The 24173-nt window shown below is 69.7% G+C and carries 21 protein-coding genes; 8 read left to right on the forward strand and 13 right to left on the reverse strand.

Annotation, left to right across the window (positions count from 1 at the left end; translation table 11 throughout):
• Positions 1-242: 242 nt before the first annotated feature.
• The gene (locus ABE505_RS16535) at positions 243-1508 is read right to left on the reverse strand and encodes a peptidoglycan DD-metalloendopeptidase family protein (protein WP_346445653.1); all 1266 of its coding nucleotides are present in this window, start codon (positions 1506-1508) and stop codon (positions 243-245) included.
• 2 nt (positions 1509-1510) lie between these two features.
• Positions 1511-3061 (reverse strand): 2,3-bisphosphoglycerate-independent phosphoglycerate mutase, encoded by a 1551-nt coding sequence (gene gpmI, locus ABE505_RS16540; protein ID WP_346445651.1) that lies wholly within the window; start codon positions 3059-3061, stop codon positions 1511-1513.
• Between the two features lie 105 nt (positions 3062-3166).
• On the opposite strand from gpmI, the gene ABE505_RS16545 reads away from it, so the two are divergent.
• The 4 genes from ABE505_RS16545 (at position 3167) to ABE505_RS16560 (ending at position 6777) form a co-directional block, all read left to right on the forward strand.
• Entirely contained in the window at positions 3167-3907 is a 741-nt protein-coding gene (locus ABE505_RS16545; protein ID WP_346445649.1) for a hypothetical protein, read from the forward strand.
• Between the two features lie 70 nt (positions 3908-3977).
• A complete protein-coding gene (locus tag ABE505_RS16550) occupies positions 3978-5675 on the forward strand; it encodes a M28 family metallopeptidase (protein ID WP_346445647.1) in 1698 nt (565 codons plus the stop codon).
• Positions 5676-5764: 89 nt separating this feature from the next.
• Positions 5765-6454 (forward strand): HAD-IB family hydrolase, encoded by a 690-nt coding sequence (locus ABE505_RS16555; RefSeq protein WP_346445645.1) that lies wholly within the window; start codon positions 5765-5767, stop codon positions 6452-6454.
• The gene (locus ABE505_RS16560; protein WP_346445644.1) at positions 6451-6777 is read left to right on the forward strand and encodes a DUF4326 domain-containing protein; all 327 of its coding nucleotides are present in this window, start codon (positions 6451-6453) and stop codon (positions 6775-6777) included. Before ABE505_RS16555 ends, ABE505_RS16560 begins: the two co-directional genes overlap by 4 nt.
• Before the next feature lie 20 nt (positions 6778-6797).
• Here the strand turns inward: ABE505_RS16560 and tyrS are convergent, their stop codons facing one another.
• Positions 6798-8003: a tyrosine--tRNA ligase gene (tyrS, locus tag ABE505_RS16565; RefSeq protein WP_346445642.1), complete on the reverse strand. Its 1206-nt coding sequence runs from the start codon at positions 8001-8003 to the stop codon at positions 6798-6800.
• A gap of 186 nt (positions 8004-8189) precedes the next feature.
• Here tyrS and ABE505_RS16570 point away from each other — a divergent pair, with 186 nt between their 5' ends.
• Together ABE505_RS16570 and ABE505_RS16575 are read left to right on the forward strand one after the other, a co-directional pair.
• Positions 8190-9665: a peptidoglycan DD-metalloendopeptidase family protein gene (locus tag ABE505_RS16570; protein WP_346445641.1), complete on the forward strand. Its 1476-nt coding sequence runs from the start codon at positions 8190-8192 to the stop codon at positions 9663-9665.
• Between the two features lie 55 nt (positions 9666-9720).
• Positions 9721-10851, forward strand: a complete 1131-nt coding sequence (locus tag ABE505_RS16575; protein ID WP_346458245.1) for an anhydro-N-acetylmuramic acid kinase — start codon at positions 9721-9723, stop codon at positions 10849-10851.
• Positions 10852-10868: 17 nt separating this feature from the next.
• Here ABE505_RS16575 and ABE505_RS16580 read toward each other — a convergent pair whose 3' ends face one another.
• From ABE505_RS16580 to ABE505_RS16600, 5 genes are all read right to left on the reverse strand, one after another.
• Positions 10869-11687 carry a hypothetical protein gene (locus tag ABE505_RS16580; RefSeq protein WP_346445637.1) on the reverse strand — a complete coding sequence of 273 codons (819 nt, stop codon included), beginning with the start codon at positions 11685-11687 and terminating at the stop codon, positions 10869-10871.
• A 176-nt stretch (positions 11688-11863) separates the two neighbouring features.
• Positions 11864-12802 (reverse strand): heme o synthase, encoded by a 939-nt coding sequence (locus tag ABE505_RS16585; protein ID WP_346445636.1) that lies wholly within the window; start codon positions 12800-12802, stop codon positions 11864-11866.
• A 1-nt stretch (position 12803) separates the two neighbouring features.
• Positions 12804-14003, reverse strand: coding sequence for a COX15/CtaA family protein (locus ABE505_RS16590; RefSeq protein ID WP_346445634.1), 1200 nt, complete (start codon positions 14001-14003; stop codon positions 12804-12806).
• Positions 14003-14587: a hypothetical protein gene (locus tag ABE505_RS16595; RefSeq protein WP_346445632.1), complete on the reverse strand. Its 585-nt coding sequence runs from the start codon at positions 14585-14587 to the stop codon at positions 14003-14005. The genes ABE505_RS16590 and ABE505_RS16595 overlap by 1 nt, the downstream gene beginning before the upstream one ends.
• Positions 14584-15321 (reverse strand): SURF1 family protein, encoded by a 738-nt coding sequence (locus tag ABE505_RS16600; RefSeq protein ID WP_346445631.1) that lies wholly within the window; start codon positions 15319-15321, stop codon positions 14584-14586. The genes ABE505_RS16595 and ABE505_RS16600 overlap by 4 nt, the downstream gene beginning before the upstream one ends.
• Positions 15322-15386: 65 nt before the next feature.
• Here ABE505_RS16600 and ABE505_RS16605 point away from each other — a divergent pair, with 65 nt between their 5' ends.
• Positions 15387-15605 carry a twin transmembrane helix small protein gene (locus tag ABE505_RS16605; protein ID WP_183427272.1) on the forward strand — a complete coding sequence of 73 codons (219 nt, stop codon included), beginning with the start codon at positions 15387-15389 and terminating at the stop codon, positions 15603-15605.
• A 100-nt stretch (positions 15606-15705) separates the two neighbouring features.
• On the opposite strand, the gene ABE505_RS16610 is transcribed toward ABE505_RS16605, so the two are convergent.
• The 5 genes from ABE505_RS16610 to coxB are packed head-to-tail and all read right to left on the reverse strand — an operon-like array spanning position 15706 to position 19917.
• Positions 15706-16590, reverse strand: coding sequence for a cytochrome c oxidase subunit 3 (locus tag ABE505_RS16610; RefSeq protein WP_346445629.1), 885 nt, complete (start codon positions 16588-16590; stop codon positions 15706-15708).
• 47 nt (positions 16591-16637) lie between these two features.
• Positions 16638-17222 carry a cytochrome c oxidase assembly protein gene (locus tag ABE505_RS16615; RefSeq protein WP_346445628.1) on the reverse strand — a complete coding sequence of 195 codons (585 nt, stop codon included), beginning with the start codon at positions 17220-17222 and terminating at the stop codon, positions 16638-16640.
• Entirely contained in the window at positions 17219-17368 is a 150-nt protein-coding gene (locus ABE505_RS16620; RefSeq protein ID WP_183427366.1) for a hypothetical protein, read from the reverse strand. The genes ABE505_RS16615 and ABE505_RS16620 overlap by 4 nt, the downstream gene beginning before the upstream one ends.
• Positions 17369-17372: 4 nt before the next feature.
• Positions 17373-18995 (reverse strand): cytochrome c oxidase subunit I, encoded by a 1623-nt coding sequence (ctaD, locus tag ABE505_RS16625; protein WP_346445626.1) that lies wholly within the window; start codon positions 18993-18995, stop codon positions 17373-17375.
• A gap of 19 nt (positions 18996-19014) precedes the next feature.
• Positions 19015-19917 carry a cytochrome c oxidase subunit II gene (gene coxB / locus ABE505_RS16630; protein ID WP_346445655.1) on the reverse strand — a complete coding sequence of 301 codons (903 nt, stop codon included), beginning with the start codon at positions 19915-19917 and terminating at the stop codon, positions 19015-19017.
• Between the two features lie 466 nt (positions 19918-20383).
• Here coxB and putA point away from each other — a divergent pair, with 466 nt between their 5' ends.
• On the forward strand, positions 20384-23578 hold the full coding sequence (gene putA / locus ABE505_RS16635; protein WP_346445624.1) for a bifunctional proline dehydrogenase/L-glutamate gamma-semialdehyde dehydrogenase PutA: 3195 nt from the start codon (positions 20384-20386) through the stop codon (positions 23576-23578).
• Positions 23579-24173 lie beyond the last annotated feature (595 nt).

The raw sequence follows: 24173 nt of genomic DNA on the forward strand, positions 1-24173 counted from the left end.
TGGCCTGCATGCGCAAGCTGCTGACCATCCTCAACGCCATGCTTCGAGACAACGCCAGATTCCGACTCGAAACGCCTGTTGCGGCTTGACCTCCAACACCGTTGCTCCCCCACACGTGGGGGAGGCGATCCATCGTGACTTTCGCGCTCGCGGCGATGCGCATCCGCTCCCTCCTCCGCTTGCGGGGGAGGGCTGGGGTGGGGGCCGCCGATCGCGACCAACCGCCCCCCCCCCCGCGCGCCTCAGCGGCGTTGCGGCCAGGTCGTCGGGTTGACCGGCTTGCCGTTCTGGCGCAGTTCGAAGTACAGGCCGCTGCGGCCCTGTCCGCCGGAATTGCCGACGCTGGCGACGGTGTCGCCGCGTTTGACCGCATCGCCGGTCTTGCGCAGCAGCGCGTCGTTGTGCGCGTACAGGCTCATGTAGCCGTTGCCGTGGTCGACGATCAGCAGCATGCCGTAGCCAGTCATCCACTCGGCGAACACGACTGTGCCGTCGGCGACGGCCTTGACCGGGGTGCCCGCGGCCGCGCCGATCAGCACGCCGTTGCTGCTGCTGCCGTCGGGCAGCCTCCCGCCGAAGGCAGTCAGCAGCGCACCGCTGATCGGCCAGCCCAGCCCCCCGACCTGCGGCGCCGGGGCGCGGGCGACCTGCGGCCGCGGCCGGGACGGCGGGCGTGGACTGCTCCCGCTCTGGCGCGCCTCGCGGGCCTCTCGCGCCTCGCGCTCGCGCGCGGCGGCCGCCGCGGCACGCCGTTCGGCCTCGGCGCGGCGCGCGGCCGCACGCAACTGCGCCAGCACCCGTTCCAGTGCGCGGGCGTCCTGGCCCAGGGCCTTTTCGCGGGCGCTGCGGTCGTTGAACTTCGCATCCAGGCCCTTGACCGCATCGGCGCGCTTGCTGCGATCGGTCTCGACCTGCGCCAGCCTTGCGCGCTGTTCGGCATGCGCGGCCTCGAGCGCGGCGCGGCGGTCCTGGATCGCCGCCTCCATGCCGTCGAGCTCGGTCATCTCGGCACGCAATTCGGCGATGCGCTCGCTGCGCTGCTGCTGCAGATAGCGGTGGTAGACCAGCAAACGGCCAGCGTCGGCGACCCGGTCCTGCGCCAGCATCAGCTTGAGCGCGGCTTCGTCGCCAATGGTGTAGGCCGCCCGCAGCAACGTCGCCAACTCGGCGCGACGCTGCTCGACGGTGGCGATGAGGGTCTGGCGGCGTGCCTGCAGGCGCTCGAGTTCGGCCTGCTCGGCGGCGAGCTTGATCCGGGTCTCGCGCAGCGCGGTCGTCGAGGCGGCCACCTGTTCATCGGCCTGGCGCAGCTCGCGTGCGGCCGCGCCACGCTGGCCCTCGAGGCGGCGGCGCTCGGCGGCGACATCGCGCAGTTCCTTGCGCACCCGCTCCAGCCGCCGCTCGGTCTCACGGCTGTTCTGGGCGGCGACCTCGAGCACCGGCAGCGCTGCAGCCAGCAGCGCGGTCAGCAGCAGCGCGGTGCCGGTCGCGGTCGCCCTGCCGGTCATGCTCAGCCGTCGGCCTGCAACAGGCTGCGGCCGGTCATCTCGGCCGGCACCGGCAGGCCGAGCAGGTCGAGAATCGTCGGTGCCAGGTCGCGCAGCGCCCCGCCCCGGCGCAGCGGGCCGGGCCGGCTGCCGACGTAGACCAGGTCGACCGGGCCGACCGTGTGCGCGGTGTGCGGCTCGCCGGTCTCGGGGTCGCGCATCATCTCGACGTTGCCGTGGTCGGCGGTGACCAGCAGTTCGCCGCCCTTTGCGCGCACGATCTCGACGATCTCTCCGACCGCGCGGTCGACCGTCTCCACCGCCTTGATCGCCGCCTCCAGCACGCCGGTGTGACCAACCATGTCGGGGTTGGCGAAGTTGCAGATCACCACGTCGAAGCGCTCGTCGCGCACCGCCTGCACCAGTTGCGCGCAGACCTCGGGCGCGCTCATCTCCGGCTGCAGGTCATAGGTCGCGACCTTGGGGCTGGGCACCAGGATGCGGTCCTCGCCTGGGAACGGCGCCTCGCGGCCGCCGCTGAGGAAGAACGTGACGTGGGCGTACTTCTCGGTCTCGGCGATCCGCAGCTGGGTCAGCCCCTGGGCACCGAGCACCTCACCCAGCGTATTGGGCAGGTCGTCGGGCGCAAATGCCAGCGGCGCGGGCAAGCGCGCGTCGTACTCGGTCAGGCAGACGAAGCGCGCCAGCGCCGGACGCCGCGCCTCGAACCCGGCGAAGGCCGGGTCGACGAAGGCGGCGGTGAGCTGGCGTGCGCGGTCGGCGCGGAAGTTCATGAACACCACGGCATCGCCGTCGGCCATCGGCTCCGCGCCGTCGATGACGGTCGGGCGCACGAACTCGTCGTTCTCGTCGCGCGCATAGGCCGCCTGCAAGGCCGCGACCGCATCGGACGCGCGGTACGGCGAGGCCGCCTCGACGATCGCGTCCCAGGCCTGGCGCACGCGCTCCCAGCGCTGGTCGCGGTCCATCGCGTAGTAGCGCCCGGACACGCTGGCCACGTGCGCGTTGCCCAAGGCTGCGCAGCGGTCGTGCAGCGCGCGCAGGCTCGGTTCGGCCGAACGCGGCGGCATGTCGCGCCCATCGGTGAACGCATGCACGGCCACGCGCGGCACGCCGCGGCGATGCGCCAGTTCGAGCATCGCGAACAGGTGCGCCTCGTGGCTGTGCACGCCACCGGGCGAGAGCAGCCCCATCACGTGCAGCGTGCCGCCGTTGGCGCACACCGCGTCGCAGGCCGCCCCCAGTTCGGCATTGGTGAAGAAGCTGCCGTCCTCGATCGCCGCATCGATGCGGGTCAGGTCCTGGTAGACGACCCGGCCGGCGCCGATGTTCATGTGGCCGACCTCCGAGTTGCCCATCTGCCCGTCGGGCAGGCCGACGTGGCGGCCCTCGGTGTGGATCAGCGTGGTCGGGTGCCCGGCCAGCAGCCCGCGCCAGGTCGGGATGTCGGCGAGCGCGAGCGCGTTGTCGCGCGGGTCGTCGCGGTGCCCCCAGCCATCGAGGATCAGCAGGACGACGGGGCGCGGACGGGAGGCGGGAGCGGCATGTGGCACGACGAACGGCCCAGTGACCAAAGACAGATGCGATTGTACCGACACGGCGGCAAGCTACGGTCGACGGCGGGCTCCGCCCGCTCCGCCCTTCCTTGAGGTCCACCCATGTCCGCTGCCCGTCCGCATCGCCCCGCCCGCGCATTGCTTGCGTTCGCCCTCGCCCTGACTGCCGGCGCCGCCTGCGCCCAGGCCGACGTCTCGAAGGTCAACGGCGGGATCACCGCCGAGGCCGGCCAGGCCTACGGCGACCTGTCGACGGTCAATGGCGGCATCCGCATCGGCAACGGCGTCCGCGCCAAGGACGTGGAGACCGTCAATGGCGGCATTCGCGGCAATGACGACATCCAGGTCGGCACCGTGGAGACCGTCAACGGCGGCATCATGCTGGGCACGCGGGCGCGTACTCGCAGCCTGACGACCGTCAACGGCGGCGTCCGCCTGGGACAGGACGCGCAGATCGCCGGCAGTGTCGAAAGCGTCAGCGGTGGCGTGTTCGTCGATCGCGGCGGACGGGTCGACGGCAACGTGGTCACGGTCAACGGCGCGATCGGCCTGGTCGGCACCGAAGTGACTGGCGACGTGAAGACGGTCAACGGCGACGTCACCATCGGCGCTGCGTCGAAAGTGCGCGGCGGCCTGACGGTCGACAAGCCCTCCTCCAACTGGTTCCCGGTGACGATCAACCGCCGCAGCCCGCGGGTGATCGTCGGCCCCAATGCGGTGATCGAAGGTCCGCTGACGTTCAAGCGCGAGGTCACGCTGTACGTGCACAACAGCGCGCGCACCGGCCCGGTCAGCGGCGCCACCGCGATCGCCTACGACGGCGCGCAGGCCCCCAGGGACTGAGCACCACTGCGCATCGGCAGCTGAACGACCGTATAGTGCGGCGTCCCCAGCTTGCAGGAGTGATCCCCGGATGCGCAGACCCCACTTGATGCTGGCCCTGCCGGCCGCGCTCGCACTCGCGGCATGCGGCGCCCAGGACAAGGCGGCCGACACCGCAGCGACGTCCCCCGCGCCCGACGCCGCGCACACGTTCTCGCCCGAGATCACCGGCGCGGACTTCGGCGAACTGGTCAAGACGCTGGCCTCCGACGAATTCGAGGGCCGCGCGCCGGGCACCGTGGGCGAAGAGCGCACGGTCGAGTACATCAGCGCGCAGTTCAAGCGCATCGGCCTGCAGCCGGGCGGCGACAACGACAGCTGGTACCAGACCGTGCCGATGGTCGAGACCACGGCCGACGAGTCGACCGTGCTCAAGCTCACCACCGCCAAGGGCGCACGCGACCTGGCGTTCGGCCGCGACATGGTGCTGGGTACCCGCACCGGCAAGCCGCAGATCGAAGTCGCCGACAGCGAACTGGTCTTCGTCGGCTACGGCGTCGACGCACCCGAGCAGAACTGGAACGACTACGCGGGCCTCGACGTCAAGGGCAAGACCGTCGTCATCCTGGTCAACGATCCGGGCTTCCACGCCCAGGATGCGTCGCTGTTCGAGGGCGAGCGCATGACCTACTACGGCCGCTGGACCTACAAGTTCGAGGAGGCCGCGCGCAAGGGCGCGGCCGCGGCGCTGATCGTGCACGACACCGCCGGTGCCTCCTACGGCTGGGACGTGGTCAAGAACTCGTGGTCGGGCGCGCAGTTCGATCTGCGCCCGCAGGACGATCCCGAACCGCGCCTGCCCGCGCAGGGCTGGATCACCGGCGACGTCGCCCGCGCCCTGTTCGCCGACGCCGGCCTCGACCTCGACGCACAGATCCAGGCCGCCAATCAGCGAGGCTTCAAGCCGGTACCGCTGAACGCCAAGGTGTCGTTCGACCTCAAGAGCACGGTGACCGAGAAGAACTCGCGCAACGTCGTGGGCATCCTGCCCGGGACCGAAGCGCCGGACGAGGCGATCCTCTATCTCGCCCACTGGGACCACCTGGGCAAGCACGAGGGCGAAGGCGACACGATCTACAACGGCGCGATCGACAACGCCACCGGTGTGGCCGGCATCATCGAGATCGCCGAGAAGTTCGCCACCGCCGAGCCCAAGCCGAAGCGTTCACTCGTGTTTCTGGCGGTCACGCTCGAGGAATCGGGCCTGCTGGGCAGCAAGTACTACGTCGCCCAGCCGAGCATCGACCTGGCGCAGACAGTCGGCGTGATCAACCTCGACGCGATGAGCGTCGCCGGCCCCTCGCGCGACTTCGTGGTCACCGGCAAGGGCAGCTCGGAGCTGGAGGACATCCTGAAGACCTACGCAGACCAGCAGAACCGCACGCTGGTCGAGGAAGGCAACCCGGCCGGCGGCTACTACTTCCGCTCCGACCATTTCAACTTCGCCAAGGCCGGCGTGCCCGCCCTCTACGCCAAGGGCGGCAACGACCTGATCGAAGGCGGCGTCGCTGCCGGCAAGGCAGCCAGCGACGACTACGCCACGCGCTATCACCAGCCCGGCGACGAGTACAACCCCGACTGGAACCTCGACGGGGTCGTGCAGGACCTCGAGGCGCTGTACGGCGTCGGCCGCACGCTCGCCGATGGCGACCGCTGGCCGAACTGGTACGACGGCAATCCGTTCAAGGCCACGCGCGACGCGGCGCGCGGCCGGACCGGCACGCCGTAACCGAGGACGCCGGCCGGGCAGGCCGGCCATTGCAACATCGTGCGAAGGGCGGCGGCGACGCCGCCCTTCGTGTTGGCGAGGACCGCCCGATGCCCACACGCACTGACCCGCAGGCCAACCTGCCGTCATCCTCGACCCGGCCCGCGGACATGCTCGATGCCGTTGGCGCTGTCGCGCTGCCCGACCTCGCGCTGTTCGACTTCGATGGCACGATCACCACCCGCGAGACCTTCCCCGATCTGCTCGTCGCCGCGACGCCACGCTGGCGGCTGATCGTCGGACGCGTGCTGTTGGCGCCGGTCGTGATCGCCTACCGGCTGGGCCTGCTGTCGGGCATCCGTACACGCGCAGCCCTCGTGCGCTACGCCTTCTCCGGACTGCCGGCCGAGCGCGTCGCCGCGGCCGGTGCGAAGCTCGCGGCCACGCGACTGCCCGCGCTGCTGCGCCCGCAAATGCAGGCGCGGATGGACTGGCATCGTGCACGCGGCGATACCGTGGTCGTGGTCTCGGGCAATCTCGACGTCCTGCTCGCGCCCTGGTGCGCAGCCCAGGGCGTGGCCCTGCTGTGTTCGACACTCGAACAGGCCGACGGCCGGCTCACCGGCCGCTATGCGGGTGCGCAGTGCGCCGGCGACGAGAAGGCCCGGCGGGTGCATGCCGCGTATCCGCGTGAGGCATTCGCGCAGGTATACGCCTACGGCGACACCGACGAGGATCTCGCGCTGCTGCGCAGCGCCGACCATGCGATCTGGCGCGGCGCGCCTTGGCCGCCGGCATGACCACACCGGTCCGCCTGCGGCTTTCCCGTCGTCGCGGATTCGATCTGCAGGCGCATTCGCATGCGGTCAACGGACTTCCGGCGACGGTCGTCGCGCGCCCCGGGCGCTGGGGCAATCCCTATCGGATCGGCGTCGACGGCGATCGCGCGATCTGCGTCGCCCGCTACGCCGCGCACATGGCGACCTGCGCCGACGCACCGGATCTCGCGCCGCTGCGCGGCCGCAACCTCGCCTGCTGGTGCCCGCTCGACGGCCCCTGCCATGCCGACGTTCTGCTGGCGCTGGCCAACCCGGAACAGAGGGCGCCACACGACCGATCCTGATCGACCGGCCGCCTGCGCGCTCAGCCGATCAGCCGCACCCGCGCGAAGTTGCGCTTGCCGACCTGCAGCACGCCCTCGAAGCCGGGCATGAACACCAGGCCGGCGTCTTCGACGACGGCGCCATCGACCTTGACCGCGCGCTCCTTGAGCTTGCGGTTGGCCTCCGAGTTGCTCGGGGTGATCCCGGCGGCGGTCAGCAGCGCGGCGATGCGCAGGCCCTCGGCGGGCACCGCGACATCCTGCAACGGCAGCGCGGTCACATCGCCCTCGCCGGTCACCGCCGCATGCCAGCCGGCGATCGCGGTCTGCGCCGCGTCGGCGTCGTGGAAGCGCGTGGCGAGCTCGCGGGCCAGGCGCAGCTTCACATCGCGCGGGTTCAGCGCGCCGGCTTCGACATCGGCCTTGAGCGCCGCGGCCTCGTCGATGCTGATCTCCAGACTCAGCAGTTCGATCCAGTTCCACATCAGCGCATCGCCGATCTTCATCGTCTTGTTGACGATGTCGATCGCCGGATCGGTCACGCCGATGTAGTTGCCCAGCGACTTGGACATCTTGGCCACGCCGTCCAGGCCGACGAGCAGCGGCATCGTCAACACGACCTGCGGCGCCTGGCCGTGGTGTTCCTGCAGCGCGCGTCCCATCAGCAGGTTGAACTTCTGGTCGGTGCCGCCGCACTCGACATCGGCGCGCAGCGCCACCGAGTCATAACCCTGCACCAGCGGGTAGAGAAACTCGTGGATCGCGATCGGCTGCTGGCCGGCGTAACGCTTGGCGAAGTCGTCGCGCTCGAGCATGCGCGCGACCGTGTGCGTGGACGCCAGCCGGATCATGTCCGCCGCGCCCATCGCCCCGAACCATTCGGAGTTGAAGCGCACTTCGGTGCGCTCGGCGTCGAGCACTTTGAACACCTGCGCCTTGTAGGTCTCGGCATTCGCCAGCACATCCTCGCGCGAGAGCGCCTTGCGCGTGGCGCTCTTGCCCGACGGGTCGCCGATCATCCCGGTGAAGTCGCCGATCAGGAAGATCACCGTGTGGCCCAGGTCCTGGAACTGGCGCAGCTTGTTGAGCAGCACCGTGTGTCCCAGATGCAGGTCGGGCGCAGTGGGGTCGAAGCCGGCCTTGATCCGCAGCGGGCGACCGAGCGCGAGCCGGGCCTGCAGGTCGTCGCGCTTGAGGATTTCATCACTGCCGCGTGCGATCAGGTCGAGGGCGGAGATCTGGGACATCGGGGAAGGCGTCTCTCGAAAGACCCGCGGCGTATTCACGATGTGAATGCGCCTGCGACGGGCGTTAACGTGTCGTTATCTGGTGAATAGAAGAAAAATTCCTGCGCCGTCAGTCATTTGACGCATGGAGCTCACATCTCTATGTTACCGCGCTGACACGTCTTTCACGCACCGGGATCCGCCACGATGACGACACCCGTCCCGCCGCAGGCCGACGCCCATCACCGGCGCGTGCTCCATGACAACCTGCAGGCGGCAGCGCGGAATACGGCGCAGGAAGGCAGCGCGCGCAGCATCCGGCTGTATCCGGGGCGTTGGACGCGCCGCGATTGGGCCCATGCCAGCCTGTTCGCGACGGTCGGCGCGCTGGTCGTTGCGCTGGTCCCCGGGTTCTCGCATGCGATGCGCGACGGCGACGACGATGATCATCAGTTGGTCACCATGTCGCTGGCGCTGCCGCCGCTGACCGCGCAGCAGCGCAGCGCGCAGCAGATACACGACAACTGGCAACTGGTCACCGTCGCCCAGGGTCAGACGCTGGGCTCGATCTTCTCCGATCTCGACCTGCCGGCGGCAACGATGCATCGCATCCTCGAGCTGCCCGATGCCAAGACCAAGCTCACACGCATGCGCCCGGGCACCGAGCTTGGGTTCGACATCGCCGCCGACGGCAGCCTGCAGAAGCTGCGCTACGACCGCAGCGACACCGAGCGTGTCGAGCTGACGCTCGCCGGCGACGCCGTCCAGGAACAGGTCATCGAGCGCCCGGTCGAGATCCGCAACGTCGTCATCAGCGGCCAGGTCGGCCGCTCGCTGTTCCACTCGGCACGCCGGCTGGGCCTGTCGGGCGCGAACATCAACACGCTGACCGACGAAGTCTTCAAGTACGACATCGACTTCAACACCGACGTCACCCAGAACGATCGTTTCAGCGTGGTCGTCGAGCAGATCTGGCGCGAAGGCGAGCTGATCCGCAGCGGCCCGGTGCAGGCGGCGGTGTTCACCGCCAAGGGCAAGCCGTTCTCCGCGTTCCGCTTCGAGCACGATGGCAAGGCCGAGTACTACAACGCCGAAGGCCGCCCGCTGAAGAAGAGCTTCATCCGCATGCCGATCCAGTACGCGCGGCTGAGCTCGCGCTTCGGCAGCCGCCGCCACCCGGTGCTGGGCACGATGCGCATGCACAAGGGCGTGGACTACGCCGCCGCCACCGGCACGCCGATCATGGCCGCCGGCGATGCCCGCGTGCAGTTCAAGGGCACCCAGCGCGGCTACGGCAATGTCGTGATCCTCGACCACGGTCGCGGCCACACCACGCTCTACGCGCACATGTCGCGCTTCGGCAATGTCCGCCAGGGCCAGCGTGTCTCGCAGGGCACGGTGATCGGCTATGTCGGCTCGACGGGCCTGGCGACCGGTCCGCACCTGCACTACGAGTTCCGCGTCAACGGCCAGCACCGCAACCCGCTGCAGCACACGATGCCCGAGCCCGACCCGCTGAGCGGCACGGCACTGGCGCAGTTCCGCCAGCAGACCGGTCCGGCGCTCGCCCGCATCCGCGAAGTCGAGGACATCATCTACGCCGACGTGCCGGCGCGTCCCGATCCCGAGCGTGCCGACCGCCAGGTCGCCAGCGCCGACGCGGGTCGCAGCACTCGCGGCTGATCCCACGCCCGGCGCCAGCCGGGCGTTTCGCATGTCCCGAGCCCTGCGCGTGCCCATGTCCGACCTGTTTCTCGGCCTGATCTCGGGCACCAGCGCCGACGGCATCGATGCGGCGATCGTGCGCTTCGAGGACGGCGACGGCCGCTTGCGGGCCGAACTGCGCCTGGGCCGTACCTATCCCTGGCCCGAGGATCTGCGCACGCAGCTGGTGGCGCTGGGCCAGCAGGCCGCGCCGCTGACCCTCGACGACCTGGGCGAGCTCGACAGCCGGATCGCCGAGGGCTTCGCGCAGGCCGCCAACCGGGTGCTCGCCGAAGCCGGGCTGACGTCCGCGGACATCGCGGCGATCGGCTCCCACGGCCAGACGCTGCGCCACCGCCCGCAGGGGCGCCATGGCGACGGCCAATACGGCTTCACCCTGCAGCTCGGCGACCCGTCTCGGATCGCCGAACGCACCGGTATCCGCACCGTGGCCGATTTCCGCCGCCGCGATGTCGCCGCCGGCGGCCACGGCGCTCCGCTGCTGCCGGCGCTGCACGCCGCGCTGCTGCACGCGCCCGGCGAGGACCGGGCGGTTCTCAACCTGGGCGGTATCGCCAATCTCACCCTGCTGCCGGCCGACAGCGGCGCGGTGCGCGGCTTCGACACCGGCCCAGCCAACGGGCTGATGGACGCCTGGTGCCTGCGGCACACCGGCCAGCCGTTCGACCGCGGCGGTGCGCTGGCGGCCGGTGGCCGGGTCGACCCGACGCTGCTGGCACGGCTGCGTGCGGCCCCCTGGTTCGCGCTGCCGCCGCCCAAGTCCTCGGGCCGCGACCAGTTCCATCTGGACTGGGTCGAAACCGCGCTGACCGGTCACGAGGCACCGGCCGACGTGCAGGCAACGCTGCTGGCGCTGAGCGCGACGACGATCGCCGATGCGCTGCGCGCCACCCAGCCGAGCACCGCGCGCCTGATCGCCTGCGGTGGCGGTGTGCACAACCCAGCGCTGATGGCGGCGGTGGCCGATGCCCTGCCCGGCGTCGCAGTGGTGTCGAGCGCCGCGCACGGGCTCGACCCCGACCACGTCGAGGCCATGGGCTTTGCGTGGCTGGCCCGGCAGACCGTGCTCGGCCTGCCGGGCAATCTGCCATCGGTGACCGGCGCCGCCGGCCCGCGGGTGCTCGGCGGCATCTACCCGGCCTGAGCGCCCGGACGCGCGACTCAGGCGGAGGTGTCGGGCGAGGCGCCCAGCACCGCGAACGCAGCCTGCCGCTCGGCCTGCGTCAGATCGATGCGCTCCAGCCCGGCATCGAGCAGCAAGGCCGGCCCGCCGGACGCCGGACGCAACGCCAGGGCCTGGGTTTCACCATCGGGGGTATCGACCAGCAACGGGGCTTCGCGCTTGCCGAAACGGACGTTCTGCTTGCCCGCGGCGCGGCCGGGCAGCTTGCCGTAGGCGTAGGTGACCACCGTGCCCCCGAACGAGGACTGCGCCGCCTTGACCTCGACCGGCTCGGGCGTCCAGCGCTGTGGCTGCTGCGCGGCGCGGTTGATGCGGCCGTTGCGCACCCAGGTGACGATCGCCACGACGCCGAGGCCTGCGAAGATCCCGAACAGCACCAGGAAGAACGCCACGCGGTTCCAGATGCGCTCAAGGCCAATGCTCAGCGCCGCCTTCGACGGGTCGTCGGCCGCCACGACCAGGCTCGCCGCGTAGTCGCCGCGCGAGAACGACAGGAACATCAGCGAGATGTGCTTCTCGTAGTCGACGCCATCGACGCGGTAGGCGACATCGGCCTCGCAATCGGTGAACACCGCCTTGCGCGTCGTGCAGCGGCCATCGCGCAGGTCGTAGTCCTCGAGCTCAAGCGGATTGGCGCGGATCTGCAGGTCCTGCAGCAGCCCGGGCGCCTGCCACCAGGCGATCGCACCGGCGACCAGGAACAGCAACAGGGCCAGCAGCGGGCCGCCGCCCATGCCGACGGCATTGCGGGTGAAACGCAGATCGCGCTGTGGCAGCAGCGCCTGGAGATTCGACATGAGGGATCCTTGGGGGAGGAACAGGGAATGTCCGCACGGCCCGTCGGCCGGTCGCTGGAACGGCGCAACGCGCACGATCACAGGCTGGCGGCAGGCACGCCCGCGCGGAGGGCGCTATGTTGCCGCATTCATGAAATCGTTTCCAGAATCCGCCGGCAGGCCGATTCCTTGCCCCGTCAGCCCACGCGCTGCCAGTCCAGGCCGCCGCCGGACAGCCCGCCCGCCCCCGGCAGCCACGGCAGCAGCCAGTGGTCGACCAGCAGGAACGCGAACAACGCCATCAGGTACACCACCGAGTAATTGAACATCCGCATCGCGAAGAACTCGTCCGGCGGATCGAGCAGTCGCCAGGCATACCAGAGGAACACCAGGCCGAGCACGACCGCACCGCCCAGGTAGAACAGCCCGCTCATGCCGATCGCCACCGGCAGCAGCGTGATCACCACCAGCAACACGCTGTAGATCAGGATCTGCCAGCGCGTATAGGCCACGCCGTGGGTGACCGGCAGCATCGGCACCAGCGCACGGGCGTAATCCTCGCGGCGGAAGATCGCCAGCGCCCAGAAGTGCGGCGGCGTCCACACGAACACGATCAGCACCAGCAGCAGCGCGTGCGCCCAGTCCCACTGCCCGGTCATGCCGGTCACCGCGGCCCAGCCCAGCAACGGCGGCGCGGCGCCGGCGATGCCGCCGATGACGATGTTCTGCGGCGTCGCACGCTTGAGAAACCCCGTGTAGACGACCGCGTAGCCGATCAGCGAGGCGAACGTCAGCAGCGCGGTGAGCGTGTTGACCAGCAGCACCAGGATCGCCATCGACAACGCGCCAAGCACCAGCGCGAACGCCAGCACCTGCCCCGGCCGCAGCGCCCCGGTCGCCAGCGGACGATGCGCCGTGCGCGCCATGACCTTGTCGATGCGCTGGTCGATCAGGTGATTGATCGCCGCCGCCGATGCCGCCGCCAGCCAGATGCCGAGCAGGCCGAAGACGCTCTGTCGCGCCGGCGGCAGCCCCGGGACGGCGAGGAACATGCCCACCAGCGCGGTGAACACGATCAGCGCGACCACCCGCGGCTTGGTCAGCGTCCAGTACTCGCGTGCCTTGCTGCCGGCCATGTCAGTCGGGCCGCCGCAACCGCGCCAGCAACGAGACCAGCACGAACAGCAGCAGCGCGGCGCCGCCGTTGTGCAGCACCGCGACCCACAGCGGCAGCGCGAGCTTGACGTTGAGGATGCCCAGCGCGACCTGGGCCAGCGTCAGCGCGCCCAGCGCCGCCGCCCAGCCGCGCAGGCCGGGCGTGCGCGACAGGCGCACGACGAAGGCGAGCAGCGTGACGAACACCACCACCGCCATCGCGCGGTGCGCCAGTTGGATCGCGATACGCGCCGCGCCGTCCAGCACCCCGCCCTCGTAGTCGACACCGACGCCGCGCCACAGCACGAAGCCTTCGCCAAAATCGCCCCGTGGCCACCACTGGCCGACGCACTTGGGGAAGTCGCCGTAGTGATGGACCGCGGTCGTCCAGCCGCCGGCGCCGCAGGCGAGCGCGGCGTAGTTGGCGCTGACCCAGCCGCCGAGCGCGATCTGCACGCCGACCACCGCGATCGCCGCGAGCGTCCACCGTCGCAAGGTGTCGGCCTGCGCCAGCACGATCGGCTGCATCGTGGCCCGCCAGGCCATCCACAGCAGCAGCGAGAACGTCAGCATGCCGCCGAGCAGGTGGCCCATGACGATCACCGGCTTGAGCAGCAAGGTCACCGTCCATTTGCCCAGCAGCGCCTGGAAGATCACCACCGCCAGCGTCAGCACCGCCGCACGCGCCAGGTCGATGTTCGACCAGCGCAGCGCCGCGAACAGCAGCAGCGCCTCGCCGAGCGCGGCGACCGCGAGTGCGGCCATCGTGTCGCCGCGCATGTACAGCGGGATCGCCAGCGCGACCAGCAGGGCCGCGCCGATCACCTGCAGCACGCCGTGACGCCGGCGGCGGACCGCCAGCAGCGCCAGGCCGAGCACGAACACGCCCAGCGTCGCCGCCAGGTGGCGGTGCACCTGCTCGCGCCAGGCCTTGTGGGTCTCGAACGGCCGGATCGCGCTCGCGGCGTGGTCGCTGACGTCGGTGGCGGCCTGCGGCCAGGTCGCGCGCCCGTAGCACGTCGGCCAGTCCGGGCAGCTCAGGCCGGCGTCGGACAACCGCACGAACGCGCCGAACACGATCACGCACAACGTCAGCGCCGCCGCAAACCAAGCGATGCGGTGGAAGTGGCGATGGACGGCCGGGCGATAGGACGTGGCGTTCGAGGGCGGGCTGTGGGTCATCAGCGGAGTCTGAGCAACTTGGCCATATCCGCACGCAGATGCCCCGGATCGAAGCCGGGAGCGTAGCGCAGGATCACGAACCCGTTGGGGTCCACGACGTAGGCCGGGACGCCATTGTCCGCTTCGCCGACGCTGCCGTCGACGCGGGGCAATGTCGCACGCAGGCCGGGGTCGGCCTGCAGCTCGCGCCACGCCGTATTGCGCACCGCGCCTTCAGGCACCGGGCCCAGCCACAGGATGTCGACATGGTCGGCGTTGCGGCCGAACAGTCGCCACACCAGGTCGAGCTCGCGCGACAGCGCGACACAGGCCTCCCCGCAGTCCGCGGGCGGCGCGACGAGGATCCGCCAGCGGCGCTCCACTGGCTGCCAGGCATAGGCGCTGCCATCGACCAGCCGCGGGGTGCGTGAACGCAGATCGGCCGGCGGATCGAGCAACTCGCCGTGGTTCTGCATGCCGGCCGGCCGCCAGCCCGAAAAGCGCAGCGCGCCGGCGACGACGGCACTGCCCAGAAACAGCACCACGATCAGCACCAGCAACCAGCGATTGCGGTCGCGCTGCGCGCGCGGGACGGACGATGTCATCGGCGGGACTTCCGGAAAGTGAGCACCAGGGCGGTGACCAGCACAGTCAACGCCAGGCCGAACCATTGCACGGCGTAGCCCAGGTGTTTTTCGGGCGGCAAGGTGTTGGGCAGAATCTCCAGATCGCGACCATAGCCGACCGGCAGCGCAGGATCGAGCCGCAACACCCGCGGCGGCAGCGTCGGCACACCGGCGGCCGAGGCGATCGCCTGGGCATCGAAGCGCGTCATCAGCCAGGCCGGGCCCGGCCCGATCGCAGGCCCCAGCGCCAGCCCGGCCGACGGCGGCGGTGCCAGCAGGCCCCGCAGGTCCATCGGCGGTCCGATCACCCCGTCGCCGGCCAGCACCTCGGCCGACGGCATCCGCGCCGTGCGGTCGGCGATCGGCACCCAACCCAGATCGACCAGCAGCGGCGGCGCACCAGCGTCAGGGGCGAACAGGCGATAGACGCGCAAGCCAGGACGGCCCGCATGGATCTGGTTGTCGAGCACGAATGCCGGCGTATCGAGGAAGCGCCCACGGCCGGCCGCCCAATCGTAGTCGCGCTGGCGATGCGGGTCCGCGGCCTGCGCCAACGGCACCGCCTGGCGTTCGGTCAAGGTCTGCTCGACGGCATCGAGCATCGCCCGCTTGTCGTGCATCCGGCCCAGCTGCCATTGACCGAGCCCGGCGAACGCCAGCGCCAACAGCACCGCCGCCGCCCACCCGAGGACGCGTCCGCCGCGCCGACTCACGCACCGCCGCCCGCGGACTGCAATAATCCGCTCATACCCCTGGTGCCACGGAGTCCGTGATGGTCATGAACGAGTCGCTCAAGCTGCTGCTGATCATCGGCTTCGTCCTGCTGATCCTGTGGAACCTGGGCGCCGGCCTGTACTACATGCTCAACGACAAGGGCCGCAGCAACCGGACCGTGAACGCCCTGACCCGCCGCATCGGGCTGTCGGTGGCGCTGATCGCGCTGGTGCTGCTGGCGATCTGGATGGGGTGGATCAAGCCACACGGCGTCTACGGCTGAGGCCGGGACCGGTCATTGGGGCGGGGTGATCGGAGCGAGCGCGGCGGGCATGCGCCGGGCTTGTTTCACGACTCACCCGGCACCATCGCCTGCTTCGTCCTCAGACGACGTAGACGAACAGGAACAGAATCAGCCAGACCACGTCGACGAAGTGCCAGTACCAGGCCACCGCCTCGAAGGCGAAGTGGTTCTCGCTGGTGAAGTGGCCACGGAAGCAACGCAGCCAGATCACGATCAGCATGATCGTGCCGAGCGTGACATGCGCCCCGTGGAATCCGGTGAGCATGAAGAACGTCGAACCGTAGATGCCAGACCCCAGCGTCAGGTTGAGGTCGCGGTAGGCGTGGACGTATTCCTCGATCTGGAAGAACAGGAACACGCAGCCCAGCGCGATCGTCGCGCCCAGGAACACCAGCAAGCGGGTGCGGTGCGCAGCGCGCAGCGCGTGGTGGGCGATGGTGATCGTCACGCCCGACGCCAGCAGGATCAGCGTATTGATCAGCGGCAGGCCCCAGGCCGGGATGGTCTGGAACACCCCGCCCACGTCGCCCGGGCCGGCGGTCGGCCACGCGGCGCTGTAGCCGTCCCACAGCACCGAGTTGGTCATCGCGCCCGAGCCCTCGCCGCCCAGCCACGGCAGCGCCAGCGTGCGGGCGTAGAACAGCGCGCCGAAGAACGCGGCAAAGAACATGATCTCCGAGAAGATGAACCACACCATCCCCATCCGGAACGACACGTCGACCTGCTTGTTGTAGTAGCCCGACACCGACTCGAGCACGACGTCGGCGAACCACTTGAACAGGATCAGCGCCAACCCGGCGATGCCGACGAAGAACGTCGTGCGACCCCAGCTGGCCTCGTTGAACCAGCTGGCCAGGCCCAGCATCGTCACGAACAGCGCAACCGACGCGAACAGCGGCCACTTGCTGTCATGCGGCACGAAGTAGACGTTGGGATCCTGGTGTTCGGTCTTCACGTGGGCCATGGCGGTATCCGGGTGGCGGCGCGGTGTCGAAAGATGAAGCGGGACGCTCAAGGCGAGGCGCCCAGCCGCGCGTCACGCGGCGGGGCAGCATCGGCGACCAGCCGCGAGGTCAGCACATCGTTCTTGAAGAACGTGTACGACAGCGTGACCGTATTGACGTCCCGCGGCAGCGAGGGGTCGATGATGAAGCGGACCGGCATGTCGCGGGTTTCGCCGGCCTGGAGCGTCTGTGCGGTGAAGCAGAAGCATTCGGTCTTCTGGAAGAAGCCCGACGCCCGCGCCGGCGCGACCGACGGTGTGGCGCTGCCGACGATCGGGCGCGCGCTGTCGTTGTGCGCGTAGTACGTGGTCTCGTACTGCTCGCCCACGCGCACGCGCATGCGGGTCTGGTTGGGTCGGAACGACCAGGGCAGGTGCGAATTGACGCTGGCGTCGAACTCCACCGTCACCCAGCGCTCCTCCACGCCCGCGGCCGACTGCGACGGCGCCGCGACGGCGCTGTTCTCAAGGCGGATGCCGAACACCTTCTCGCAGGCGATGCGGTAGAGCGGCACCAGTGAAAAGGTGAACGCGAACGCGGCGACCGAGACCGCCACCAGCTTGCCGATCCCCAGCGAACGTCGCGCACTCATGCCAGCAGCACCCCGCGCAGGATGAAACCGGCGTAGATGCACAGCGCGACCACCGCGATCGTCAGCGCCGTGCGGCGCGCGCGGCGGCGGCGGGCGGCCAGGTCGTCGTGGGCATCGGGCGTGGGCATCGCGGCGCGCAGCTCCATGGCCTCAGTGGCTGATGTCGTCGTGCGCGAGGTCGCCGGGCTTGAGCACCGGCGGCTTGGCGAAGGTGTGGTGGGGCGCCGGTGACGGCACGGTCCACTCCAGGCCCTTGGCGCCTTCCCAAGAGCGCGCGGCCGCGGGCGCGCCGCGCAGCTTGGAGTGCAGCAGGATCGCGAACATCAGGAACGGCGTGGCGAACATGCCGAACGCGCCGATCGAGCTGACCAGGTTCCAGTCCGCGAACACGACGTTGTAGTCGGGGATGCGGCGCGGCATGCCGGCCAGACCCAGGAAGTGCTGCGGGAAGAACAGCAGGTTGACGAACACGATCGTCCACCAGAAGTGCACCTTCGCCCAGAACTCGCTGTACATCCGCCCGGTCCACTTCGGCCACCAGTAGTAGGTCGCCGCGATGATCGAGAACAGCGCGCCGGTGACCAGCACGTAGTGGAAGTGCGCGACGACGAAATAGGTGTCGTGGTACTGGAAGTCGGCCGGCACGATCGCCAGCATCAGGCCCGAGAAACCGCCGATGGTGAACAGGATGACGAACGCGACCGCCCACAACATCGGCGCCTCGAACGTCAGCGAGCCGCGCCACATCGTCGAGACCCAGTTGAACACCTTCACGCCGGTCGGGATCGAGATCAGCATCGTGGCGAACATGAAGTAGATCTCGCCGCCCAGCGGCATGCCCACGGTGAACATGTGGTGGGCCCAGACGATGAAGCTCAGGAACGCGATCGCGGCCGTGGCATAGACCATCGCCTGATAGCCGAACAGCGGCTTGCGGCTGAAGGTGGGGATGATCTCGCTGACGATACCGAACGCCGGCAGGATCATGATGTAGACCTCGGGATGCCCGAAGAACCAGAAGATGTGCTGGTACATCACCGGGTCGCCGCCGCCGGCGGCGTTGAAGAACGAGGTCATGAAGAACTTGTCGGTCAACAGCATCGTGACCGCACCGGCGAGCACCGGCATCACCGCGATCAGCAGGAACGCGGTGATCAGCCAGGCCCAGCAGAAGATCGGCATCTTCAGCAGGTCCACGCCCGGCGCGCGCATGTTGAGGATCGTGGCGATGACGTTGATCGCGCCCATGATCGAGCTGATGCCCATCATGTGGATCGCGAAGATCGTCAGCGACACGCTGTTGCCGCCCTGCAGCGACAGCGGCGGGTAGAGCGTCCAGCCGCCGGCCGGGCCGCCGCCGGGCATGAACAGCGTCATCAGCAGCAGCGTGAACGCGAACGGCAGGATCCAGAACGACCAGTTGTTCATGCGCGGCAGCGCCATGTCCGGCGCGCCGATCTGCAGCGGGATCATCCAGTTCGCCAAGCCCACGAACGCGGGCATGACGCCGCCGAAGATCATCACCAGCGCGTGCATGGTGGTCATTTGGTTGAAGAACACCGGGCTGACGTGTTGCAGGCCCGGCGAGGCGAGTTCGGTGCGGATGATCACGCTCATGCCCGCGCCGATGATGAACATCACGAAGGAGAACAGCAGGTACAGCGTGCCGATGTCCTTGTGGTTGGTGGAGAAGAACCAGCGCTGGACGAAGCCCTGTCGGTGGGCGTGATCGTCGTGGTGCGCGTCGGCAGTGGCGGTGTGCGTCGTCGACATGGCATTCAACCTCGAGCGATCAGCCGGCCGCGGGTGCGGCGGGGGCGGAAGGGGTCTGCGCGGCAGCCGCATCGGCGGCCTCCGCATCGGCCTGCGCCGGGGCGGGCTCAGGTTCGGCGGCGGGCGGCGCATTGCGCGCCTTCTCGGCGGCCAGCCAACTGTCGAACTCGGCGCGCGGCACCGCGCGCACGACGATCGGCATGAAGGCATGGTCCTTGCCGCACAGTTCCGCGCACTGACCGCGGTAGATGCCCGGTTCGAGGATCTCCGTCCAGGCCTCGTTGACGATGCCCGGGATCGCGTCCTGCTTCCACCCCAGCGCCGGCACCCACCAGGAGTGGATCACGTCGTCGGCGGTGACCACGAAACGGACCTTGGTGTCGGTCGGCAGCACCAGCGCGTTGTCGACATCGAGCAGGTAGTGGCCGTGGGCGTCGAGCTCGGCGCGCGTGGTGCCGCGGTTCTGCCGCAGCCGGTCGCTTTCGCGGTCCAGACGGCTGGTCAGGATGACGTCCTCGCCCATGTACTCGTACTTCCACATCCACTGCACGCCGGTGACCTTGACGGTCATCTCGGCATCGCGGGTGTCGTACATGGCGATGAGCTTGCGCGTGGCCGGCACCGCCATGATGACCAGCAACACGATCGGCACCACGGTCCAGATGATCTCGGCGGTGGTGTTGTGGCTGAACTGCGCAGCAACCGCGCCGCGCGACTTGCGGAAGCGGAACATCGCGACCGCCATCGCGCCGAACACCAACGCACCGATGCCCACGCAGATCCACAGCGCGAGCATGTGGGCGTCGTAGGCGTGCTGGGACGACGCGGTGACGCCGCGCCCCATGTTCAGTTGCCACGGCTTGGGATCGGCGGACTGCGCCCATGCATTCGCAGACAGCGCCATCGTGGCGAGCCCGCACATCCACAGCTTGAAACGACCGGCTTGCTTCACATCGAACCCCAATGCCTGAGCTGGCGTTGTCTGGCGGGAACGCGTCCGTCCTCGCCCGGCCCAGGGGGCACCGGAACGACTGCGCAGGAGCGGCGGCGTACTGCGATAACGAATGAATGTTAGCTGTCCGCGCTCTGCTGCGGCAACCTGTCGCAGTTGCCGACGCAATGCGGTCCGGCATCTGCATGCCGGCTGCAAGCGGATGCTGCACCGCAGCATCCGCCGCGGGTGGGTGGTCGGAGATGGACACCTGGGTGCGGTTCGGGCAAGCGACCCGCCCCCTACTGTGTACCAATTAATGATGGCGCGCGGGGCCTCGTACGGGTCGCCAGCGCCGAGCCGGCACGATCGCGCTCGAGGCCGCGTCCGGCGCCTGTCTCTTTTGGCCTATCGTGGGACGACAGGGCGCCATAGAATTCGGCTTCTGCCCTCGCCGGTGCGCCCCTTGAACGCCAGCCTGTCTCCCGCCTATGCGGCGGCTCCTCTCCCGCCGCTGCGCGCGGCGATCACCGACGCCTGGACGCGCGATGAGACCCTTCATGTGCGCGAGCTGCTCGCGCAGGCGCGGCAGCCGGATGCCGACCGCGCCGCGATCCAGGCCACCGCGGCCGACCTGGTCCGCCGGGTGCGCTTGCGCGCCCAGGACCGCGGTGCGATCGAAGCCTTCATGCAGCAGTACGACCTGGGCAGCGAGGAAGGCGTGCTGCTGATGTGCGTGGCCGAGGCGCTGCTGCGCATCCCCGACCAAGAGACCGCCGACAAGCTGATCCGCGACAAGCTCGGCGAGGCGGACTGGAAGAAGCACATGGGCCAGTCGGACTCGGTGCTGGTCAACGCCTCGACCTGGGGCCTGATGCTGACCGGCCGCCTGGTCGACCTGGCCGACGAGACCAAGCGCAACGTCCACGGCGCGTTCAAGCGGCTGGTCGGGCGCGTCGGCGAGCCGGTGATCCGGCTGGCGGTGCGCCAGGCGATGCGGATCATGGGGCACCAGTTCGTGATGGGGCGCACGATCGGCGAGGCGCTGACGCGTTCGCGCAAGGGCGCCAACGCCGCCTACCGCTACTCGTTCGACATGCTTGGCGAGGCCGCACTGACCCAGCGCGACGCCGACCGGTATCTCAAGGCCTACCAGGACGCGATCGACGCGATCGGCACCTCGGGCCGCTTCGACGACGAGATCGCCGCACCGTCGATCTCGGTCAAGCTGTCGGCGCTGCACCCGCGCTACGAACATGCCAAGCACGCGCGCGTGCTCGCCGAGCTGGCGCCGCGTCTGGCCGAGTTGGCCAAGCGCGCAAAGCACCATCGGATCGGCCTGACCGTCGACGCGGAAGAAAGCGACCGCCTGGAGCTGTCGCTGGATGTCATCGAGGCCGCCGTGCGGACCCCGTCGCTGAGCGGCTGGGAAGGTTTCGGCATCGTCGTGCAGGCCTACCAGAAGCGCGCGCCGTTCGTCATCGACTGGATCGCCGCGCTCGCCCGCGATCTGGGTCGGCGCATCCCCGTGCGCCTGGTCAAGGGCGCGTACTGGGACAGCGAGGTCAAGCGCGCCCAGGTCGAGGGCCATCCCGGCTACCCGGTATTCACCCGCAAGCCCAACACCGACGTCAGCTACCAGGCCAACGCGCGCCGACTGCTGTCGGCGACCGATGCGATCTACCCGATGTTCGCCACCCATAACGCGCAGACCATCGCCGCGGTGCACCGCCTGGCCGGCACGCTGCTGGGTCCGCGCACCGTCGGCGCATCGCACCGCTTCGAGTTCCAGAAGCTTCACGGCATGGGCGACGACCTCTACGCCGAGGTCATTCCGGCCGATCGTCTGGATGTGCCGTGCCGGGTGTACGCGCCGGTCGGTTCGCACGAGGACCTGCTGCCGTACCTCGTGCGCCGCCTGCTCGAGAACGGTGCCAACTCCAGCTTCGTCAACCGGATCAGCGACGAGGACGTCGCGATCGACGACCTGATCCGCGACCCGGTCGAGGTCGTCGCCGGCTTCGAGTCCATTCCCCACCCCCGCATTCCGCTGCCGGTCGACCTCTACCGCAGCCAGTCTTTCGACAGGAGCAACTCCATGGGCGTCAACCTCGCCAACGACGCGCAGCTCGCCACGCTCGCCGAGCAGATCCGCAGCGCGCCGACGACGTGGACGGCAACGCCGCTGGTGCCGGGTGCCACGGCGACCGGCACCCAGACCGAGGTCACCAACCCCGCCGACCGCCGCGTGCGCGTGGGCGAGTGGACCGCCGCCGACACCGCCACGGTCGAGCGCGCGCTGGCCAACGCGGTTGCCGCACAACCGGGCTGGGACGCCACCCCGGTCGCCTCGCGCGCGGCGATCCTCGAACATGCCGCCGACCTGCTCGAGCAGCGCATGCCGCAGTTCATCGCGCTGTGTACGCGCGAGGCCGGCAAGACGATCCCCGACGGCGTCGCCGAAGTCCGCGAAGCGGTGGATTTTCTGCGCTACTACGCCGGCCAGGCGCGCACGGCATTCGTGCCCGAGGCGCTGCCCGGCCCGACCGGCGAGTCGAACGCGCTGCAGCTGTCGGGCCGCGGCGTGTTCGTGTGCATCAGCCCGTGGAACTTCCCGCTGGCGATCTTCGCCGGCCAGATCGCCGCCGCGCTGGCGGCCGGCAACAGTGTGATCGCCAAGCCCGCCGAGCAGACCACGCTGGTCGGCTTCGAGGCGGTGAAGCTGCTGCACGAAGCCGGCATCCCGAAGGACGTGCTGCAGTACCTGCCCGGCGACGGTGCGACCGTCGGCGCGGCGCTGACGTCCGACCCGCGCGTGGCCGGCGTCGCCTTCACCGGCTCGACCGACACCGCGCGCGCGATCAACTGTGCGCTGGCCGCGCGCGATGCCGCGATCGGGGTGCTGATCGCCGAGACCGGCGGCCAGAACGCACTGATCGCCGACTCTTCGGCGCTGCCCGAGCAGTTGGTCAAGGACGCGCTGGCCTCGGCGTTCACCTCGGCCGGCCAGCGCTGCTCGGCCGCGCGCGTGCTGTACGTGCAGGACGACATCGCCGACAAGGTGATCGGCATGATCGCCGGCGCGATGAAGGAACTGACCGTCGGCGACCCGGCGTTGCTGTCGACCGACGTCGGCCCGGTGATCGATCCCGACGCCAAGGCGCTGCTCGACGAGCACGCCGCGCGGATGCAGGGCGCGGCCAAGCCGATCGCCGAGGCCCGGCTCGGATCCGGCACCGAGCACGGCACGTTCTTCGCCCCGCGCGCCTGGGAACTGCAATCGCTGTCCCAGCTCACGCGCGAGAACTTCGGCCCTGCGCTGCATGTGATCCGCTGGAAGGGCGACCAGCTCGACGCGGTTGTCGACGCGATCAACGCGACCGGCTTCGGCCTGACCTTGGGCATCCACTCGCGCATCGACGAGACCGTCGAGCGGGTCATCCAGCGCGCGAAGGTCGGCAACATCTACGTCAACCGCAACCAGATCGGCGCGGTCGTCGGCGTGCAACCATTCGGCGGCCAAGGCCAATCGGGCACCGGCCCCAAGGCCGGCGGCCCGCACTACCTGCCGCGCTTCGCAACCGAGAAGACCGTCACCATCAACACCACCGCCGCCGGCGGCAACGCCTCCCTACTGACATTGGGTGAGTAGCCGCGGCGTGCGCGCCCGCCATGCTTTGGCGGGCGGGAACGAGTGAGCGCGTTTACGAAGCACTGCTTCGTGCGCGAAACGAACGCCCGCCGTGCGACGGCGGGCGGGATGCGTGAATCGCCGACCATTGCCGCGTAGCTCACCTCCCCCGCTTGCTGGGGAGATCGGCGCGCGTCGCGGGCCGGGCGGGGGCACAGGCCGTCACGCGAAAGCCCCCCCATCCCAACCTTCCCCCGTAACCGGGGGAAGGCGCAGCGCAGCGCGCGCATCACCTCCCCCGCTTGCGGGGGAGGTCGGCACGCGTCGCGGGCCGGGTGGGGGCACAGGCCGTCACGCGAAAGCGCCCCCATCCCAACCTTCCCCCGTAAACGGGGGAAGGCGCAGCGCAGCGTGCGCATCACCTCCCCCGCTTGCGGGGGGAGGTCGGCACGCGTAGCGGGCCGGGTGGGGGCACAGGCCGTCACGCGAAAGCGCCCCCATCCCAACCTTGTAAGTTGCTTTTGCGGTCCGGGAGTTGGCATTTTTCGGATCGCCCCGTGCCAGACCGTCCGACCTTTGATCGATCAGATCGTGGGGGAGCTTGGGTCGGCATCGG

The organism is Luteimonas sp. TWI382 (assembly GCF_039674545.1).
Classification (GTDB): Bacteria; Pseudomonadota; Gammaproteobacteria; order Xanthomonadales; family Xanthomonadaceae; genus Luteimonas.

Coding starts and splice junctions, on each gene's coding strand:
- ABE505_RS16570 (WP_346445641.1), top strand. CDS start 8,190: ATGACGACACCCGTCCCGCCGCAGGCCGACGCCCATCACCGGCGCGTG.
- ABE505_RS16580 (WP_346445637.1), bottom strand. CDS start 11,687: ATGTCGAATCTCCAGGCGCTGCTGCCACAGCGCGATCTGCGTTTCACC.
- ABE505_RS16555 (WP_346445645.1), top strand. CDS start 5,765: ATGCCCACACGCACTGACCCGCAGGCCAACCTGCCGTCATCCTCGACC.
- ABE505_RS16545 (WP_346445649.1), top strand. CDS start 3,167: ATGTCCGCTGCCCGTCCGCATCGCCCCGCCCGCGCATTGCTTGCGTTC.
- ABE505_RS16615 (WP_346445628.1), bottom strand. CDS start 17,222: ATGAGTGCGCGACGTTCGCTGGGGATCGGCAAGCTGGTGGCGGTCTCG.
- ABE505_RS16620 (WP_183427366.1), bottom strand. CDS start 17,368: ATGGAGCTGCGCGCCGCGATGCCCACGCCCGATGCCCACGACGACCTG.
- ctaD (WP_346445626.1), bottom strand. CDS start 18,995: ATGTCGACGACGCACACCGCCACTGCCGACGCGCACCACGACGATCAC.
- ABE505_RS16605 (WP_183427272.1), top strand. CDS start 15,387: ATGAACGAGTCGCTCAAGCTGCTGCTGATCATCGGCTTCGTCCTGCTG.
- tyrS (WP_346445642.1), bottom strand. CDS start 8,003: ATGTCCCAGATCTCCGCCCTCGACCTGATCGCACGCGGCAGTGATGAA.
- ABE505_RS16575 (WP_346458245.1), top strand. CDS start 9,721: ATGTCCGACCTGTTTCTCGGCCTGATCTCGGGCACCAGCGCCGACGGC.
- coxB (WP_346445655.1), bottom strand. CDS start 19,917: ATGTGCGGGCTCGCCACGATGGCGCTGTCTGCGAATGCATGGGCGCAG.
- ABE505_RS16535 (WP_346445653.1), bottom strand. CDS start 1,508: ATGACCGGCAGGGCGACCGCGACCGGCACCGCGCTGCTGCTGACCGCG.
- ABE505_RS16610 (WP_346445629.1), bottom strand. CDS start 16,590: ATGGCCCACGTGAAGACCGAACACCAGGATCCCAACGTCTACTTCGTG.
- ABE505_RS16560 (WP_346445644.1), top strand. CDS start 6,451: ATGACCACACCGGTCCGCCTGCGGCTTTCCCGTCGTCGCGGATTCGAT.
- ABE505_RS16550 (WP_346445647.1), top strand. CDS start 3,978: ATGCGCAGACCCCACTTGATGCTGGCCCTGCCGGCCGCGCTCGCACTC.
- ABE505_RS16595 (WP_346445632.1), bottom strand. CDS start 14,587: ATGACATCGTCCGTCCCGCGCGCGCAGCGCGACCGCAATCGCTGGTTG.
- ABE505_RS16590 (WP_346445634.1), bottom strand. CDS start 14,003: ATGACCCACAGCCCGCCCTCGAACGCCACGTCCTATCGCCCGGCCGTC.
- ABE505_RS16585 (WP_346445636.1), bottom strand. CDS start 12,802: ATGGCCGGCAGCAAGGCACGCGAGTACTGGACGCTGACCAAGCCGCGG.